12 protein-coding genes, 1 tRNA gene and 2 pseudogenes are annotated in these 15,928 nt (G+C 74.2%); 9 read left to right on the forward strand and 6 right to left on the reverse strand.

Features of this window, described 5'->3' with window-relative positions; translation table 11 throughout:
- Both JNW98_RS29300 and JNW98_RS29305 read left to right on the forward strand, forming a co-directional pair.
- The coding region (locus JNW98_RS29300; RefSeq protein WP_223771325.1) for a hypothetical protein at nt 1-454 on the forward strand (454 nt) is incomplete at its 5' end.
- Nucleotides 455-2,263: 1,809 nt separating this feature from the next.
- Complete coding sequence (locus tag JNW98_RS29305) at nt 2,264-3,232, forward strand: DUF5926 family protein (RefSeq protein WP_223771326.1); 969 nt, start codon at nt 2,264-2,266, stop codon at nt 3,230-3,232.
- A 151-nt stretch (nt 3,233-3,383) separates the two neighbouring features.
- On the opposite strand, the pseudogene JNW98_RS29310 reads toward JNW98_RS29305, so the two are convergent.
- Together JNW98_RS29310 and JNW98_RS29315 are read right to left on the reverse strand one after the other, a co-directional pair.
- Nucleotides 3,384-4,035, reverse strand: a pseudogene (locus tag JNW98_RS29310) (ATP-binding protein).
- Between the two features lie 56 nt (nt 4,036-4,091).
- Complete coding sequence (locus tag JNW98_RS29315; RefSeq protein WP_223771327.1) at nt 4,092-4,940, reverse strand: glycerophosphodiester phosphodiesterase; 849 nt, start codon at nt 4,938-4,940, stop codon at nt 4,092-4,094.
- A 290-nt stretch (nt 4,941-5,230) separates the two neighbouring features.
- Here JNW98_RS29315 and JNW98_RS29320 point away from each other — a divergent pair, with 290 nt between their 5' ends.
- Nucleotides 5,231-6,727: a S1C family serine protease gene (locus tag JNW98_RS29320; protein ID WP_223771328.1), complete on the forward strand. Its 1,497-nt coding sequence runs from the start codon at nt 5,231-5,233 to the stop codon at nt 6,725-6,727.
- Between the two features lie 97 nt (nt 6,728-6,824).
- Nucleotides 6,825-6,914 (forward strand) — tRNA-Ser (locus JNW98_RS29325).
- A gap of 110 nt (nt 6,915-7,024) precedes the next feature.
- Here JNW98_RS29325 and JNW98_RS29330 read toward each other — a convergent pair.
- Nucleotides 7,025-7,660 carry a hypothetical protein gene (locus JNW98_RS29330; protein ID WP_223771329.1) on the reverse strand — a complete coding sequence of 212 codons (636 nt, stop codon included), beginning with the start codon at nt 7,658-7,660 and terminating at the stop codon, nt 7,025-7,027.
- A 99-nt stretch (nt 7,661-7,759) separates the two neighbouring features.
- Nucleotides 7,760-8,677, reverse strand: coding sequence for an FG-GAP repeat domain-containing protein (locus JNW98_RS29335; RefSeq protein WP_223771330.1), 918 nt, complete (start codon nt 8,675-8,677; stop codon nt 7,760-7,762).
- 211 nt (nt 8,678-8,888) lie between these two features.
- Here JNW98_RS29335 and JNW98_RS29340 point away from each other — a divergent pair, with 211 nt between their 5' ends.
- Nucleotides 8,889-9,392: a carboxymuconolactone decarboxylase family protein gene (locus JNW98_RS29340; protein WP_223771331.1), complete on the forward strand. Its 504-nt coding sequence runs from the start codon at nt 8,889-8,891 to the stop codon at nt 9,390-9,392.
- Nucleotides 9,393-9,490: 98 nt separating this feature from the next.
- Here the strand turns inward: JNW98_RS29340 and JNW98_RS29345 are convergent, their stop codons facing one another.
- Nucleotides 9,491-10,162 carry a GGDEF domain-containing protein gene (locus JNW98_RS29345; RefSeq protein ID WP_223771332.1) on the reverse strand — a complete coding sequence of 224 codons (672 nt, stop codon included), beginning with the start codon at nt 10,160-10,162 and terminating at the stop codon, nt 9,491-9,493.
- Nucleotides 10,163-10,785: 623 nt separating this feature from the next.
- Here JNW98_RS29345 and JNW98_RS29350 point away from each other — a divergent pair.
- The 4 genes from JNW98_RS29350 to JNW98_RS29365 all read left to right on the forward strand — a co-directional run bounded on the left by JNW98_RS29350 (nt 10,786) and on the right by JNW98_RS29365 (nt 15,032).
- Nucleotides 10,786-11,112, forward strand: coding sequence for a hypothetical protein (locus tag JNW98_RS29350; RefSeq protein ID WP_223771333.1), 327 nt, complete (start codon nt 10,786-10,788; stop codon nt 11,110-11,112).
- A gap of 312 nt (nt 11,113-11,424) precedes the next feature.
- Nucleotides 11,425-12,261 (forward strand): DUF1906 domain-containing protein, encoded by an 837-nt coding sequence (locus tag JNW98_RS29355; RefSeq protein WP_223771334.1) that lies wholly within the window; start codon nt 11,425-11,427, stop codon nt 12,259-12,261.
- Between the two features lie 386 nt (nt 12,262-12,647).
- A complete protein-coding gene (locus JNW98_RS29360) occupies nt 12,648-13,178 on the forward strand; it encodes a SigE family RNA polymerase sigma factor (RefSeq protein ID WP_223771335.1) in 531 nt (176 codons plus the stop codon).
- Nucleotides 13,179-13,361: 183 nt separating this feature from the next.
- The gene (locus tag JNW98_RS29365) at nt 13,362-15,032 is read left to right on the forward strand and encodes a long-chain fatty acid--CoA ligase (protein WP_223771336.1); all 1,671 of its coding nucleotides are present in this window, start codon (nt 13,362-13,364) and stop codon (nt 15,030-15,032) included.
- A gap of 588 nt (nt 15,033-15,620) precedes the next feature.
- Here JNW98_RS29365 and JNW98_RS29370 read toward each other — a convergent pair.
- Nucleotides 15,621-15,928: pseudogene (locus JNW98_RS29370) on the reverse strand (MFS transporter); the annotation flags it as partial.

The raw sequence follows: 15,928 nt of genomic DNA on the forward strand, positions 1-15,928 counted from the left end.
GGCGGCCGGCGCCCTGGTGGACGGCGCCTTGGCGGACGGCGGGCGGAAGGGGACGGGCGCCGGCCGCGGCGCACGGCCCGCCGCCGAGCCGCCCGCGGAGTCGGACGAGCCGCCCGCCGTGGCCCACTGCGGTCCCGAACTCGACTCCCCCGACGGCCTGGAGGCCCAGACCTGCGTCCTGGTCGAGGGCGCGGATACCTGGGCGCGGACGTACTACCGGAACGGCACCGACGCCCCCGTCACCGGCGTGCTGACCTTGATGGCGCCGGACGGACGATCGCTCCAGGTGCGCTGTCCGATGCCCGCCGCGGACGTTCCGGACGCCTGTGAGACCCCCCGGCGGCGGACGGTGCGCGGACATGGCTCGTATGCGGCGGTCGCGGAGATCGCCTCGGCCGAAGGGAAGCTGCTCCTCCGCTCCGGCAGCAACTCGCCGGAGGGCGGCGAGGATTAGCGCGGCCCGCGCGGAACGCCCGGTTCCGGCGGCCCCCGCCGCCTCGCGCCGCCGCCGGGCGGTCCCGAAGGGCGTCGGGGAGGGTCCTGCGGGGTCCGTCGCCGGACGGCAGGAGAAACGTCGTGGCCTCGGCCTGTGAGCTCGGAGCGGGGCATCGGGGCGGCCCGGGGGAATTCCGCGGGGCCCGCTCCCGGAAGCGCCCGGTGATCCACGGCGGCGACCGCCGGCATCCGGGCATGGAAGCGCCCGATCGCTGGCGACGGGGGATGCACCAGCGACCGGGCTCCTAGAACCGTAACAAGAGATCGGCGGTTCGCAAATTCGATCGTGGATTTCCGGACGCCGATTTCCGGGCTGACAGCGGGAGTTGTGACAGGAGTCACGCGAGTGGCAGCTCCTGCCGCCCGGAATCCTGGCTTCCACCGATGCCGCGCCCCGGCCCCCGACCCGCGGCGCACGGCCCGCCCGGCCGGCTCCCGGGGTGCCCGCGCCCTCCCGAGGACCGGAAGCCCGACCGAAGCCGGAAGGCGAGCCGGAAGGTGCCCAGGGCGCCCGCCGAGCACGGACGGAGCGAACACTCCGCCCGGACGTCGGCGGCCGTTCGGCCGCGCCCGGCGAGTGGCGTGGCACGGTGGAAACCGGCGTGGCGTGCGCCCGGTCGCACCGCACCGGCGGCCCGGCGAGAGCGCGCAGGGAGGCCGGCGTCCGGCCGACCGCGCTGCCGCTCCCGGTGAGCGGGCGGCGGTGGGCGGTGTCGCGCGGTGGCGGGGAACAGGGGCGGGCGGTTCCGGTGGAGGGCGGGTGACGGCGGCTCGGCATGGGCGGCGAACTCGGTGCGGGCGGGGACGGGTCCGGCAGGCGGGCGGCAGGCGGCGGCGGGTGGTGCCGAGCGGTGTTGCGGAGCAGCGGTGGGCGGTTCCTCCTGTGCCGGGTCCGGGCGGAGGGGGTAAGGGCGGTCCGGCGGGGGGCGGGAGCTGTCCTCACCCGGCGGTTGATCGCGGCGGCGTGCCCGTCGCGGTGGGCGGTGTACGGCGGTTCCGCCTGGGTGGAGCCGAGCAGCGACAGGCGATCCCGCCAGGGCGATGCCGCGCCCAAAGGGCGGGCAAGGGCGGGCCGGCGCGCAGGCGACGGACCCGGCGGGGGAGCACCTGGTTCGGGCCGGCGGGTGGCGGCCCCCACGCGGACGCCGTCGTCGTCGCCGGACGGCCCGCTGACGTTGATGCCGGCCAGGAGACGGGAGGCCCGGGAGAGGACGGCGTCCGGGTGGTGGCCCCCACGCGTTGACGTGGGACATCGGGACGACCGGCAGGTTGCCCGCCGTACCGCCGTACCGCCGCACCGCCGTACCGCCGCTCGCCGAATCCGGCGCACCGCCGCCCGCCGAACCCGCCGCACCGATGGCCCGCCGAATCCGGCGCACCGCCGGACCGCCGCCCGCCGAAACCCGGCGCGCGGTCGGCGGGCCTCCCGGCCGGTCCGGCGGTGGGTCGGCCTCCCGGCCCGCGCCCGTACGGCGTCGTACGGCGCGTCCCGGGCGCCCGCCCGGACCGGCCCCCGGCGTCCGGAGGGTGCGTGCCGTGGTCCGCGCCCGTACGGGCGCTAGGCTCGCGCCCGTACGGGCCGGAGGCATCCGGTCGGCAGCCGGGGCCGGCGGCCGGGCGTCCGCGGTGGACGCCCGGACGGCGGGGGTCCGGCGACAGGAGATCCGGTACCGGAGATCCGGACGTCGGGCATCCGGAAACGGAGCACCCGCTCGGCCGGACCCCGGAAGCCCGGAGTCGGAAGCATCGATCGGGAGACACGCACGCCATGGCCAAGAAGCGCCGCCCCCAGACCAAGGCCGCCACGCCGCGGGCCGTCGACGGCCCGATCCCCGTCGTCGGTGCCCGTGAGCCCTGCCCCTGCGGCTCGGGCCGCCGCTACAAGGCGTGCCACGGCCAGCAGGCCGCGCACGCCGCGGCCGAGCTGGTCCAGCGGCCCTTCGAGGGGCTGCCGGGCGAGGCCGACTGGGTCGCCCTGCGCGAGCTGGTGCCCGCCGCCACCGTGCGGCTCACCCTCAAGGACGGGCTGCCCGAGGGCGTCCCCTCGGTGACCCTGGCGACCGTCCTGCCGATGGCCTGGCCGGCCCTGCGCCGCGACAACGGCGCCGTCCTGCTCGGCCTGCAGAACGACACCGCCACCGGCGACCTCGGCCGCGACCTCGCGGACACCCTCCAGCGCGCCCTGGCCGCCGAGCCGGGCACCCCCGTCGGCGGTTCCCGCACGGGGAACGACGGGCCGCGGCTCCAGGACCTGCTGGACCTCTCGGCGCCCTTCGAGCCCGAGGTGCACACCGGCTTCGAGTTCTGGGTCGAGAACGCCGAGAACGCCACCGGCGAGGTCGCCGCCTCGCTGGAGCGGGCCAACGCCGCCGCGATCCCGACCGTCCGGCTCCCCGGGGTCGAGGGCGCGTACTGGTGCGAAACGCCCGAGAAGAACCACCTGCGCTGGGTGATGACCCACCCGGAGGAGAAGCTGCTGGACGCGCTGGCGCGGCTGCACGCGGCCGGCGAGTCCTCGCTCGGCGAGGGCACCCGGCTCGTCGGCTCGTTCCGTGCCCACGGGCTGACCGTGCCGGTCTGGGACCTGCCCACCGGCGTGGGCGCGGCGGACGTGGAGAAGCCGGCCGCGGCCTTCGCGGAGCGGCTGAACAAGGCCCTCGCCGACGAGTCGCCCCTGTCCGGCGAAGAGCGCCGCGCCCGCAACGGCCTGACCAGCCGTCAGGTCACGCTGAACTGACCTGCGCCGGCCCTTCCGGGGCGCTTCTTCACCACGCCCCTGACCCGTCGGTTCCCGGTCGGCCTCCGCCGCCCGGGGACGGCGGGCCCAGGCGGGCCCATGGCTCAGGCGGGCTCAGGCGAGCCCATGGCTCAGACGGGCCCAGGCGGGCTCACATCAGCCCGTCCAGGTCGGAGAAGTCCAGCTCCGGCGCGAGGTCGACGCGCGTAGCGAAGCCGGAGCGGGCGGAGAGCGCGGCCCATACCGTCACCTCGCCCGAGGTGTCGCGCACGCCCCACTCCTGGGACAGCGCGCTGATGATGTTGAGCCCGCGGCCGCCGCGGGCCGTGACCGAGGGAGTGGCCGGAAACGGACGGGTCGGGCCGCCACCGTCGGTGACCTCCACGGTGAGCCGTCCGCGCTCGTCCACCCGCCAGGCGGCGAGGACGCCGCCGTCGCCGTCGGCCCGTGCAGCGCCGCGCTCCCGGCTCAGCGGGCGCCCGTGCCGGTACGCGTTGCTGAGCAACTCCGAAAGAATCAGTACGGCGTCGTCGATGACCGGATCCGGTACCCCGCTCGTTCGCAGGTCCTCACGCATGCGGTGTCTCGCTTCGCCCACACCGGCGGGACCATGGGGTACGGCCATGACCGACGACGTGGGCACCTCCTGTGCCACCACCAACGCCACCCCCGAGACCTCCTTTGCCCCACGTCAGGGGATGAATGCCCCAATGGCCTGGACCGGAAACCGGCCACTCCGGGTCCGGTGGGGTCACTCGGGCCGGCCGGACACGTACCGAACGCGCCGGGGCACACCCTGTCATGAGCGCGGGGGCGTGCGGACGCACCCGACGGCGCGCGGAGCACGGAGCGTGCTCGGTCAGCGCCGTCCCACTTGGGTGAGCACCGCCTTGGGCCGGTTGGTGATCACCGCGTCCACCCCGAGCCGCAGGCAGAGTTCGACGTCCTCGGGTTCGTTGACCGTCCACACGTGCACCTGGTGTCCCGCGCGGTGCAGCCGTGCCACGTAGTCCGGGTGGCCGCGCACGATCCGGATGCTGGGCCCGGCGATGCCCACGCCGGGCGGCAGCCGGCCGTCGCGCATCCGCGGCGAGAGGAACTGCATCAGGTAGACGGCGGGCAGCGCGGGCGCCGCGGCCCGGATCCGGGCCAGCGAGCGCGCGGAGAAGCTCATCACGCGGACGGCCGGGGGCTCCCCGGGCGGCGGCCGGTCGAGGCCGAAGCGGCCGAGGAGGGCGAGCAGCCGAGCCTCGACCCGGCCCGCCCAGCGCGTCGGGTGCTTGGTCTCGATGGCGAGCTCGACGCGGCGGTCGGCGTCGACGACGAGTTCGAGGAGCCGCTCCAACGTCAGAACGGCGGTGTCGGCGGGGTCGGCGGGGTCGTGCGTCTCGGTGTCCGGCGCCTCCGCGTCCGCGGCGCGGCCCTTCCAGGAACCGAAGTCGAGCGCGGCGAGGTCGGCCAGCTCCAGGGAGGAGACGGCCCCGCGGCCGTTGGAGGTGCGGTTGACGCGCCGGTCGTGGACGCAGACGAGGTGCCCGTCCGCCGTCAGCCGCACGTCGCACTCCAGCGCGTCCGCGCCGTCCTCGATCGCCTTCCGGTACGCGGCGAGGGTGTGCTCCGGCGCGTCCTCGGACGCGCCGCGGTGGGCGACGACGGCCGGCGGGCGGCTCCCGGGGCGGGACGCGGGGGCCGGGTGCGCAGTGGTCACCGCGTTATGGTGCCACCGCCTGGCACAATCGCGCAGGGAACGCCTTCACCCGGCCGGTGCGGCCGCCCGGCCGCTCCGGCGGACCACCGCCGTCCCGCGCGCCGCCGAGGCCCCACGGGTACCGGTTCCGCGCCGCCTGGCGGCGTACGGGACCGGCGCACAGGGTCCGCTTACGGCGGCCTGACGGGCGATGGGAAAGGCTGGTCCGGGTAGGTGTTCCGGCGTGGCCCCGCCCGTCCCGCAGCGGCTCCGGCCGTGAACGAACCGACGCACGTGATGAGGAGACCACCGTGAGCACCGAGAACGAGGGCGCCGCCGTTCCTTCCGAGGGTGGTCCGCGGACGGGGTCTCCGGCTCCGGGGGGCTCGGACGCGCCGACGACTCCCCCTCCCGCTCCTCCTGCTGCCGCGACGGAAGGCGGGGACGGCCGGACCGAGGAGCTCCCGGCCGTACCGCCGACCGCTCCCGCCACGCCGCCCACACCGTCCACGCCGCCCCCGTCCGCACCCGGGCAGCACCCCGGGCAGGGCGGCGCCCCCTGGCCGTCCAACGCGGCGGGCGCGCCGCCCGCGTACGGCCCGGTGCCGCAGGACGGCGCCGGACACGGCGGCCCGCTCGTCCCGATGGCCGCTCCCTGGGGCGCCCCCGAGCCGCCGCGGCGCAAGCGCGGAGGCGGCCTCGCGGCGGCGGTCCTGGTGGCCGCCCTGGTCGCCGGCGCGGCCGGCGGCGGCATCGGCTACTGGGCGGCGAACCGGAGCGACACCTCGTCCACGACCGTCTCGGCCCCCGGCGACCCGAAGACCGCCAGCAGGACGCCCGGTTCCGTCGCGGGCATCGCCGCCAAGGCGCTGCCCAGCGTCGTGACGATCGAGGCGCAGAGCAGCGGCGGCGAGGGCGGTACCGGCACCGGCTTCGTCTACGACACCGAGGGCCACATCCTCACCAACAACCACGTCGTCGCCTCGGCCGCCGAGGGCGGGCGGCTCGCCGTGACGTTCTCCAACGGCAAGCAGTACGACGCGGAGGTCATCGGGCGCGCGCAGGGCTACGACGTCGCGGTCATCAAGCTCAAGAACCCCTCCGACGCCAAGCTCAGCCCGCTCCCGCTGGGCGACTCCGACAAGACGGCCGTGGGCGACGCGACCGTCGCGATCGGCGCGCCGTTCGGCCTCTCCGGCACCGTCACCACGGGCATCGTCAGCGCCAAGAAGCGTCCCGTCGCCTCCAGCGACGGCGGCGGCAGCGGCAACGCCTCGTACATGAGCGCCCTGCAGACCGACGCCTCGATCAACCCGGGCAACTCGGGCGGCCCGCTGCTCAACGCGCAGGGCGCGGTCATCGGCATCAACTCGGCCATCCAGTCCGCGAACAACGGCGGCGGCTTCCCCGGCGGTCAAGGCCAGTCCGGCAGCATCGGGCTGGGCTTCGCCATCCCGATCAACCAGGCGAAGAACGTCGCCGACCAGCTGATCAAGACGGGCAAGCCGGTCTACCCCGTCATCGGCGCCACCGTGAACATGAAGGACGGCGGCACCGGCGCCCGTATCGCCGAGAACGGCACCGACGGCACCGCGGCGGTGACCCCCGGCGGCCCGGCGGACAAGGCCGGCCTCAAGCCGGGCGACGTGATCGTCAAGCTCGCCGACACGAAGATCGACAGCGGTCCGACCCTGATCAGCGAGATCTGGACCCACAAGCCCGGCACCAAGGTCCCGATCACCTACATCCGCAACGGCAAGCAGACGACCACCGACATCGTCCTGGGCGAACGCGCCGGCGACAAGTAACTCCGCCCCCACGCGCCCCACCCCTCCCGCCGGGTCTCCCCGCCCCAACCCGCACCCGGTAGGCTGTCCCCGCGCCGCGGCGGGCAGCCCGGCGCGGGGAGGCTTGCCCGAGCGGCCTAAGGGAACGGTCTTGAAAACCGTCGTGGCAGCGATGTCACCGAGGGTTCAAATCCCTCAGCCTCCGCCATACGCGTCAGCGCGGCCCACCGCTTGTCGGAGCGGTGGGCCGCGCTGTTGTCGGGCGGCGGGATCGGTCGCCGGTGGTGACCCTGGATTCGTACGGACCTTCAGACGCGCTTACGGCTTCGCGGTCGCCTGTGCGGGCTGGACCGTGAAGCGCTGGCGGTCGGTGAAGACGGGCAGCGGGTACGGGTCGTTGCTTCCGGGGACGGGGATGTAACCGGCGGCGGTCAGCATGTACTTGGTGGCGGGGGCCGTGGAGGCGAAGCGGGCGCGCAGGTCGAGGGTGTAGGTGTCCCCCGGCTTGAGCGCGCCGATCGGCGCCGGGCAGTTCAGGTCCCAGGCGTGCGGGTCGGCCGCCGGGTCGGCCTGCGGGCACACCTGGCCGAAGAAGCGGTGGGTGTCGAACTGGAACTCCACCGGGTGCCAGCGGCCGCCCGCGAAGTACTCAAGCTCGAAGTCGCCGGGCTTGATGTCCTCCTTCGTGCTCCAGCCCTGCTGGAACGAGAGCGATGCGTGGAAGCCGGTCAGCGTCTGCGCGGTGCTGTTCTTCATGGATATCGAGAAGTTCGACCAGTCACCGCCTGCCGTGAAGGAGGCCGGAACGTTCTCGAAGGACAGGCCCGGGTAGGTGGTCGCCTGGTCGGCCGCTGCCGCCGGCGCGGTGTCGGCGGCGACCGCCGGGGTGGCGAGGAACAGGGCAGGGGTCATCGTGGCGGCGGCCACGAAAGCCGCGATCCGCTTGAGGGGCATGTGATCACTTTATGGAGACCGGCAGGGAAGTCCCAGGCGTTTTCCCGGGGGTGCGCGTTCCCCGGCTTCCGCTGGGCCGCGCGCGTAGCTGACGAGCCGTCAGAAGAGGTCGCGGTACTGGTTGAAGCCCTTGCCGATGCGGTTCTTGGGCTTGAACGGTGCGGCCGCCTTGCCCGTGCCCTTGTAGAGCCACAGGTCGCCCTTGGGGTCGCGGGCGAGGAGGTCGCTGTGGCCGTCGCCGTCGACGTCGCCGGTGGTCACCAGCTTGTCGAAGCGGTTCCAGCCGCCGCCGACGCGCGTCCGGGTGGCGAACGGCTTCCGGGCGTCGCCGGTGCCCTTGTACAGCCAGAGGACGCCCCGCTTGTCCCGGGCGACGATGTCGGCCTTGTTGTCGCCGCTCAGGTCGCCGAGGCCGGTGATCCGGGTGTACTGGCCCCAGCCGGGGCCGATCCGCACGCCGGCGGACAGGGTGCCGTTCGCCTTCGTCTGGAAGCGCCAGAGGACGCCCTGCCGGTCGCGTGCCACCAGGTCGGGGTGGGCGGCGCGGGCCAGCGTGCCGGGTGAGAAGACGGTGTCGTACCGGCCCCAGCCGCCGGTCACGCGCTTCAGTTCCCCGCCGCGCCAGAGGTTCAGCGTGCCGTCGTCCATGACGTGGTACGCGCCGTCCTGATGGCCCGTCAGGTCCGGGTCGACCGACGCGACGTACTTCAGGTGCGGCCACACGTAGGCCCCCGAGCGGGGCTCGAAGCCGCCCATCCCGTCGGCCCGGTAGACGTACATCTGGCCCGAACGCAGGATTCCGGAGAGGAAGAAGGACGGCGCGAGGGGCGTGGGTACGCGCCACCCGGCCTTGGCGGCCGTCCGCGCCGCGCCCTTCGCCGGACCGGACGCCACGGGGGCGTCGCCCCGGCCGGCGGCAGCGGTGGCGGTGCCCGCAGTGGTGCCGACGAGGGCGGCGGCGACCGCCGGTACGACGAGGCGCGACAGGACGCGTGCCTGCCGGGAGGACTGGGTCACGGAGGGCTCCAGGGGTCGTGTGGGGAGGGGGCGGCCTTCTTTGGCTGAAGGCGTTCGACCTATTGTCCGATCTTCGTGCCGGCGTCTTGGGGTGTGGTCCGGATCACGCGCGCTCGCCGGTCACGTTCGATTTCCGGGATCCGTCAGTGCGGTGACAGCGAAGATCACGGCGGCGGCGCCGCGGTGATGGCGGATCGAAGAGGAGATGACCATGGCAGAGCGTGCGATCACGGCAGAGGTGGCGGCGGCTTCGCGGATGTCCGACCCGGTGGAACTCGTTCCGGAGATGGCGGAGGTGTCGGCGGCGCTGTTCAAGGCCGTGGGCAACCAGTCGGTGCCGCGGATCACGATCAGCCTGGTCCACCTGCGGGCCGGTCAGATCGTCGGCAACACCTACCTGACCGTGCTCCACACCGACCTGCTGCGCAAGGCCGGGGAGACCGAGGAGCGGATCACGGCGGTGTCCTCGTGGAAGGACGCGCCCTACTTCACCCCGGCGGAGCGGGCCGCGCTGGCGCTGGCCGAGGCGGTGTACCAGCCGTCGGCGCACGGGGAGCGGGTGTCGGACGAGCTGTTCGCGCAGGTGTCCGAGCACTACGACGAGAAGGCGCTGGCCACCCTGATGATCGCGCTCGGCCAGGTCGGCTTCTTCATCCCGGTGGCTCTCATCGCGAAGCCGGTCCCCGGGCGGTCGTTCTCCGAGCCCTGGGTGTGAGGCGGTGACGCCGCCGCGTCCGCCGGGCGGCGGCGACCTCCCGGCGGACGCGGTGTGCGGGCGAGACCACGGCTGTCGGCCGTGGCCGGTGGGACGGTTCAGGAGGCGGCCCTGCGCCGGACCGGCGTGAGCAGGGTCAGATGCGTCCCCGGCCGGCCGGCGCGGCGCCCGGCCACCCCCGTGGGGTGTGTGCCGACGGGCCCGGCCGGCCGCCAGGGGATGCCGAGGCGCTTGGCCGTGTACATGGCCTCGTCGGCGCCGCGCAGGAGTTCCGGGAGGGCGGCTCCCGGGCGGTGCGCGGTGCGACAGAGGCCGATGGAGGCGCGCGGGGCGAGAGTGACCGTTCCCGTGTCGAGGGGCGCGGAGAGCCGGGCGGACAGGCCGTAGGTCAGCTCGTCGTCCAGGTCGGTGCCGGGGGCGAGGCGGACGACGGCGGTGAACTCGTCGCCGCCCAGCCGCGCGGCGAAGCCGCCGTGCGCGGCGCACCACGCGGCGAGCCGGCGGCCCACGGCGGCGAGGACCTGGTCGCCCGCCGCGTGCCCGTGCGTGTCGTTGATCTGCTTGAACCCGTTGAGGTCGAGCAGCAGCACGGCGGCCTGCGGGTGCCGCACCGCGCGCGTGGCGCGCGCGGTGAACTCCTCCCGCCGCATCAGGCCGGTGAGCGGGTCCGTGCGAGCGGTGCGGAGACGGCGGGCGAGGAAGAGGGCGTGGGCGGCCCAGCCGACGGTCGGGGCGGCGATGGGCAGGACCTGGCATATGAGGTTCGTCATCGGATGCTGCCTTCCTGTGCGATCGCTGGTTCTCGAAGGCCGGTCGGGCGCGTCGTGACGTGGGGAACGGGTGCGGGCGCGCCCGAAGCGGCCTGGCTGCGTGCTGTGTTGGGCGGCGTGCCGGTGCGCTGACGTGCGGGTGGTGCGGGGCGTGCCGGTGGCGCGCGAGTGTGCTTGCGGCCGCGTGCCCGCGCGGTGTGGTGCCGGGCGGCCCCGACTCCACGGCTCGTGCGCCGAGTTCGGTGTGACGGGCCGTGGCGGTCGGTGCGGTCGGGCCCGTCCGGCGGCGGGAGCGGGCAGTGCACATCCCTTGCCCGTTCCGCGCCGGAGGAGTGACGGACGGCGGTGCGGAGGACGTCGGGGCGGATCGGTGGTGAAACGGTTCGTTCCGTGGGGCTTTCGGGGGTTCGGGGCGGTGCGGGAGGGGTGTGCGACCGGATGCGCGGGTCTGTGGCGGTGGTGAAGGTTTATCCAGGGAGCGTCATGCTTGCGAGGGAATGGGGAGCAGTAGGGGGTTCGGTGGGGATTCGGTGGGCAAATCTGCTGTCGCGACGTCGATGATCCGCAGGGCGGCCGGCCAACCGCCTTGCCAGGGAAAGCAGTTCCTTTCTTGGAGGCATGACATGGCAAGCACCCGCACGGCAGCTCGTATCCTCGCCGCCGTAGCCGCGCTCCCGATGGCGGCGCTCCTCTTCACCGGCGCGGCGCAGGCCGACGACGGCCCCCGTGGGCAGTTCGCCAACCGGGGGTCCAACGCGGCGACCGCCGGCGTCGTCGGCAGCGGCGTCGGAGGCAGCAACCATGGGAACTCCACGACCACCCAGCAGACCGCCACGGGTACGGGGGCCACGAACCAGGACAACACCGCGAGCGTCACCGGATCCGGCCATACCGCCATCCAGCAGGAGAACGTCCGGGTCGTCTTCGCCAACGTCCACAACGACGACTGACCCGCGCCGCGGCTCCACGTCGCGCCGGGGCGGCTGAGGTGGCCCGGGGGGCAGGGGGTCAAGGGGCGATCCGGCCGCACGGCCAAGGGTGAGGTGAGAGCACGAGGGAACGGACAGGGTCTGAACGGCCGTGCGAGGGCGCCCCGGTGCCCACCGCGCGGCCGCTCGTCGCCGTCGGCGGAACGCGCCGAATCGGCGGTTTCGTCACCCTGAAGCCGGAGTTCCCACGTCCGGGCTGCTTCTCGGGCCAGACGGATGAATCGAGGGCGTGTCACCGAAGGCCCATGGGATCCTGGACCTTGACTTCGCCGTATGGACGCACGAAGAAGGATCATCGGATATCTCGTCGCCCTGATGGCGGGCATGGCGCAGCTCCCGGCGGGTTACGCGCCCGCCACGGCGGCCGACGCGAAGGCGCCGATGGCCAAGGCACGCGCCGTGTTTCGGGGGCGGGCGTTCGACACCTGCCAGGCCCCGTCGCTCGTGACGCTGAGGGCGTGGAAGACCTCCCCCTACCGGGGCGTCGGCGTCTACTTCGCCGGTGCCGGGCGGGCCTGCCCCCGCCAGCGGTGGCTCAGCCACGCGTGGCTCACCGGCGCCCGCGACCTCGGCTGGCGCGTGCTCCCGCTGTACGTCGGCTCGCAGTCGCCCTGCGTCCGCTCGGAGACGAAACGGGCCATCCCCATCGGCGACGAGCCGGAGGACCAGGGGGCCGAGGAGGCCGTCGAGGCGGTGGAGAAGGCGCGGCGGCTCGGCATCCTGCCGGGCAGTCCGATCTACCTCGACATGGAGGCGTACGACGACAGGGACGAGGAGTGCGCCGCCGTCACGCTGGCGTTCATCCGGTCGTGGAGCGGCACGGTCGCCCGGCACGGCTACGTGTCCGGCTTCTACAGCAGCGCGGAGTCCGGCATCCGGCACATGGAGCGCGCCCGGCGCGCGGGCGTCAGGTCGCTGCCGTCGGTGATGTGGTTCGCCCGCTGGCGCGTCACCGCCTCGACCGCCAACGAACGCACCCTGTCCAAGAGCGCCTGGCAGCCGCACCGGCGCATCCACCAGTACGCCGGGGAGGTCTCGGAGACCCACGGCGGCCGGCGGCTGACGATCGACCGCGACCTGGTCGACGCTCCGGTGGCCGTCATCGGGTGATCGGCCCCGGCCGCGACCGCCCGCGCGCCCGCGACCGCCCGCGCATCCGCGTAAGCCCGCGCACCCGCGCGGGACCACGCGCCGGGCGCCCGCCCGCCGTCCCCGCGTCTCTTCCCGCCCCCTCCCCGCGCCCCTGCCCCCGCGCCACCCCCCTTGACCAGGACCGATGCCACCCTCTTGACCAGGACCGATACCGCCCCGACCCCGCCACCGACGCCGCCCCCACCCCGACTCCGCCCCATCACCGCCACCACCACCGATACCGACGTCGCGCCGCCTACCCCTCCAGGAGGTGGGGGCAGCCCCACCAGTACGACCTGAGAGGGAGCGGCCTTCGGCACTTGCGGCCGATCCGCCGGGTACAGGGGCGCTCCTAGCGTTGAGTCATGACCACGACCGTGTGCCCCAGTGCATCCAGTGCCGTGTACCCGTCCTTCTCGTCGTACGTACGGGCACGCGGTCCGGTGCTGCAGCGCACCGCCCGCTCGCTGACCGCCAACCCCTGCGACGCCGAGGACCTGCTCCAGACCGCCCTCACCAAGACCTACCTGGCCTGGGAGCGGATAGAGGACCACCGGGCGCTCGACGGCTACGTCCGGCGCGCGCTGGTCAACACGCGCACCTCGCAGTGGCGCAAGCGCAAGGTCGAGGAGTACCCCTGCGAGGAGCTCCCGGAGCGCGAGGCGCCGCCCGCCGCGGACCCGGCGGAGGCGCAGGCGCTGCGCGACGCCATGTGGCGTGCGGTGCACCGGCTCCCGGACCGGCAGCGGGCGATGGTCGTCCTCAGGTATTACGAGGACCTCACCGAGGCACAGACCGCCGAACTGCTCGGCGTCTCGATCGGCACGGTCAAGAGCGCCGTCTCGCGCGCCCTGGGCAAGCTGCGGGAGGACCCGGACCTGGCCCGGGCGGCCTGACGGGCGGGCTTCCCGCCCCAGTACCTTTTCACGCACCCCGCGCGGCCCCGCCGTCCCGAAGATCAAGCCCCGCCGAGGTAGTGACGTACCACCGGAAACGCCACCAGAATCACCGGGAACGACCTGACGACCCTCGCGTGACGGGCCAACCAGCCGTCACAGGTGCGACATGGGAGGCCCCTGGTGCAGAGCACGATGCAGGACGTACCGCTGACCGTCACCCGGCTGCTGGTCCACGGGACCGCAATCCACGGACGGGCGCAGATCACGACCTGGACGGGGGACGGCACACCGCGCCGACGGAGCTTCGCCGAGGCCGGGGCGCGCGCGATGCGGCTCGCCCACGCGCTGCGCGGGCTGGACGTCGCCGAGGACGACGTCGTCGGGACGCTGATGTGGAACAACGCCGAGCACGTCGAGGCGTACTTCGCGATCCCCTCCATGGGCGCCGTGCTGCACACGCTCAACCTGCGGCTGCCCCCCGAGCAGCTGGCCTGGATCATCCGGCACGCGGCGGACCGCGTGGTGATCGTCGACGGTTCGCTGCTGCCCCTGCTAGCCCCGCTGCTGCCGCATCTGGACTGCGTCGAGCACGTGATCGTCTCGGGCCCCGGCGACCGTTCCGTCCTGGCGGACTGCCGCCCCCGCGTGCACGACTACGAGGACCTGCTCGCCGCCCAGACCGCCGACGCCTACGACTGGCCCGAGCTGGACGAACGCCGGGCCGCCGCGCTCTGCTACACCTCCGGGACGACGGGCGACCCCAAGGGCGTGGTCTACAGCCACCGGTCGCTCTACCTGCACTCCCTGGAGATCAACTCGGCCTCGGTGTTCGGGCTGAAGCCGGGCGAGACCTGTCTGCCGGTCGTTCCGATGTTCCACGTCAACGCGTGGGGGCTGCCGCACGCCGCCTTCATGTCGGGCACGTCCCTGCTGCTGCCCGACCGCTTCCTCCAGCCCGCGCCCCTCGCCGAGATGATCGAGAGCGAGCGGCCGACGATGACCGCCGGCGTGCCGACCATATGGCAGGGCCTGCTGGCCGAGCTCGACGCCCGTCCGCGGGACGTGTCCTCGCTGGCGGCCGTGATCAGCGGCGGCTCGTCCTGTCCGCCGTCCCTGATGAAGGCGTTCGAGGAGCGGCACGGGTTGCGGGTGGTGCAGGCGTGGGGGATGACGGAGACGTCGCCCCTCGGCTCGATCGCCTACCCGCCCGTGGGCCTCACGCCCGAGGAGGAGTGGCCGTACCGGATCACCCAAGGCCGCGTACCCGCCTCGGTCGAGGCGCGGCTCGTCGGAGCGGACGGTGGACTCCTGCCCTGGGACGGCGTCTCGGCCGGCGAGCTGGAGGTCCGCGGGCCCTTCATCGCCGGGGCGTATCACGGGGGCGCGGACGGCGAACCGATTCGCCCGGAGGACAAGTTCAGTTCCGACGGCTGGCTGCGCACCGGTGACGTCGCCACGATCACTCCTGACGGCTATCTGACGCTCACCGACCGGGTGAAGGACGTCATCAAGTCGGGTGGGGAGTGGATCTCCTCGGTGGAGCTGGAGAACCACCTCATGGCCCACCCCGAGGTCGCCGAGGCAGCCGTCGTGGCGGTCCCCGACGAGAAGTGGGGCGAACGGCCGCTCGCCGCGGTGGTGTTGCGCGACGGGTCGGCGGCGGAACACGAGGTGCTCCGCGCGTTCCTCGGGGAGCGTGTGGCGCGCTGGCAGCTGCCGGAGCGGTGGGTGCGGTTGGCGTCCGTCCCGAAGACGACGGTGGGGAAGTTCGACAAGAAGGTGCTGCGGCGGCAGTACGCGGAGGGGGAGCTGGAGGTGACGATGCTGCCGCCGGTTCGGGTGGGGGAGTGAGTGGGTGGGGCCGAATGGGCGTGGCGCGAGGGGGCGGGTGGGGAGTGGGCGGGCGGCGGCGGACGCGCGTAAGCCCGGTGCTGTTCGCGGAGGTTCGGATGGACGGGGCGTGAGTCCTCGCCGTTCGCGTGTGAACCTCCGCGGGCACTCCGCTGTTCGCGGGTGAGCCTCCTGGCCACGTGCGGGTGAGCCTCCTGGCCACGTGCGGGTGAGCCTCCCGGCCACATGCGGGTGAGCTCCTGGCCGCCGCCGCAGCGGCGGCGGCCGTCCGTACGAGGGGAAGCCCCCTGCGGCCGGATGCGGGCCCGTCCGGCCAGGTGAGGCACCGTCGCGTCCGCAGGGGCGCCGCAGAACCTGCGGGCCCCAGCACCGCGGGCCTCAGCGAGCCCGTGGGCCTCAATGCACCCGCCGGTCGTAGCGAGCCCGTGGGCCTCAATGCACCCGCCGGCCTCAGCGAGCCCGCGCTCAATGCACCCGCCGGCCTCAGCGAGCCCGCGCTCAATGCACCCGCCGGTCATAGCGAGCCCGCAGGCCTCAATGCACCCCCCGGTCGTAGCGAGCCCGCAGGCCTCAGCGCACCCATCGACCTCAGCGCTCCCGGGCCACCAGCGCCCCGCCCGCCCAGCCCGCCACCGCGCAGAGCGCGGCGATCGCGCAGACGCCGTTCCAGCCCCACTGCCCGTACGCCGGTCCGGCGAGCGCCGAGGTGGTCGCGCCGGCCGCGAACGAGCAGACGACGTAGGCGGTGTTGGCCGCCGAAGGCGTCGAGGTGGCGCCCAGGGCCCGGGTCTGGTTGGCCACCTGGCCGGCCGTGAAGCCGGCGTGCAGCAGGACCGCGCCGGCGCACAGCGCCCACAGGTGGTCGCCGCCGAGCCAGAAGAGGGGGAGGGAGACGA

Origin of the sequence: Streptomyces huiliensis (assembly GCF_020037025.1) — a bacterium.
GTDB classification, from domain to species: Bacteria; Actinomycetota; Actinomycetes; order Streptomycetales; family Streptomycetaceae; genus Streptomyces; species Streptomyces huiliensis.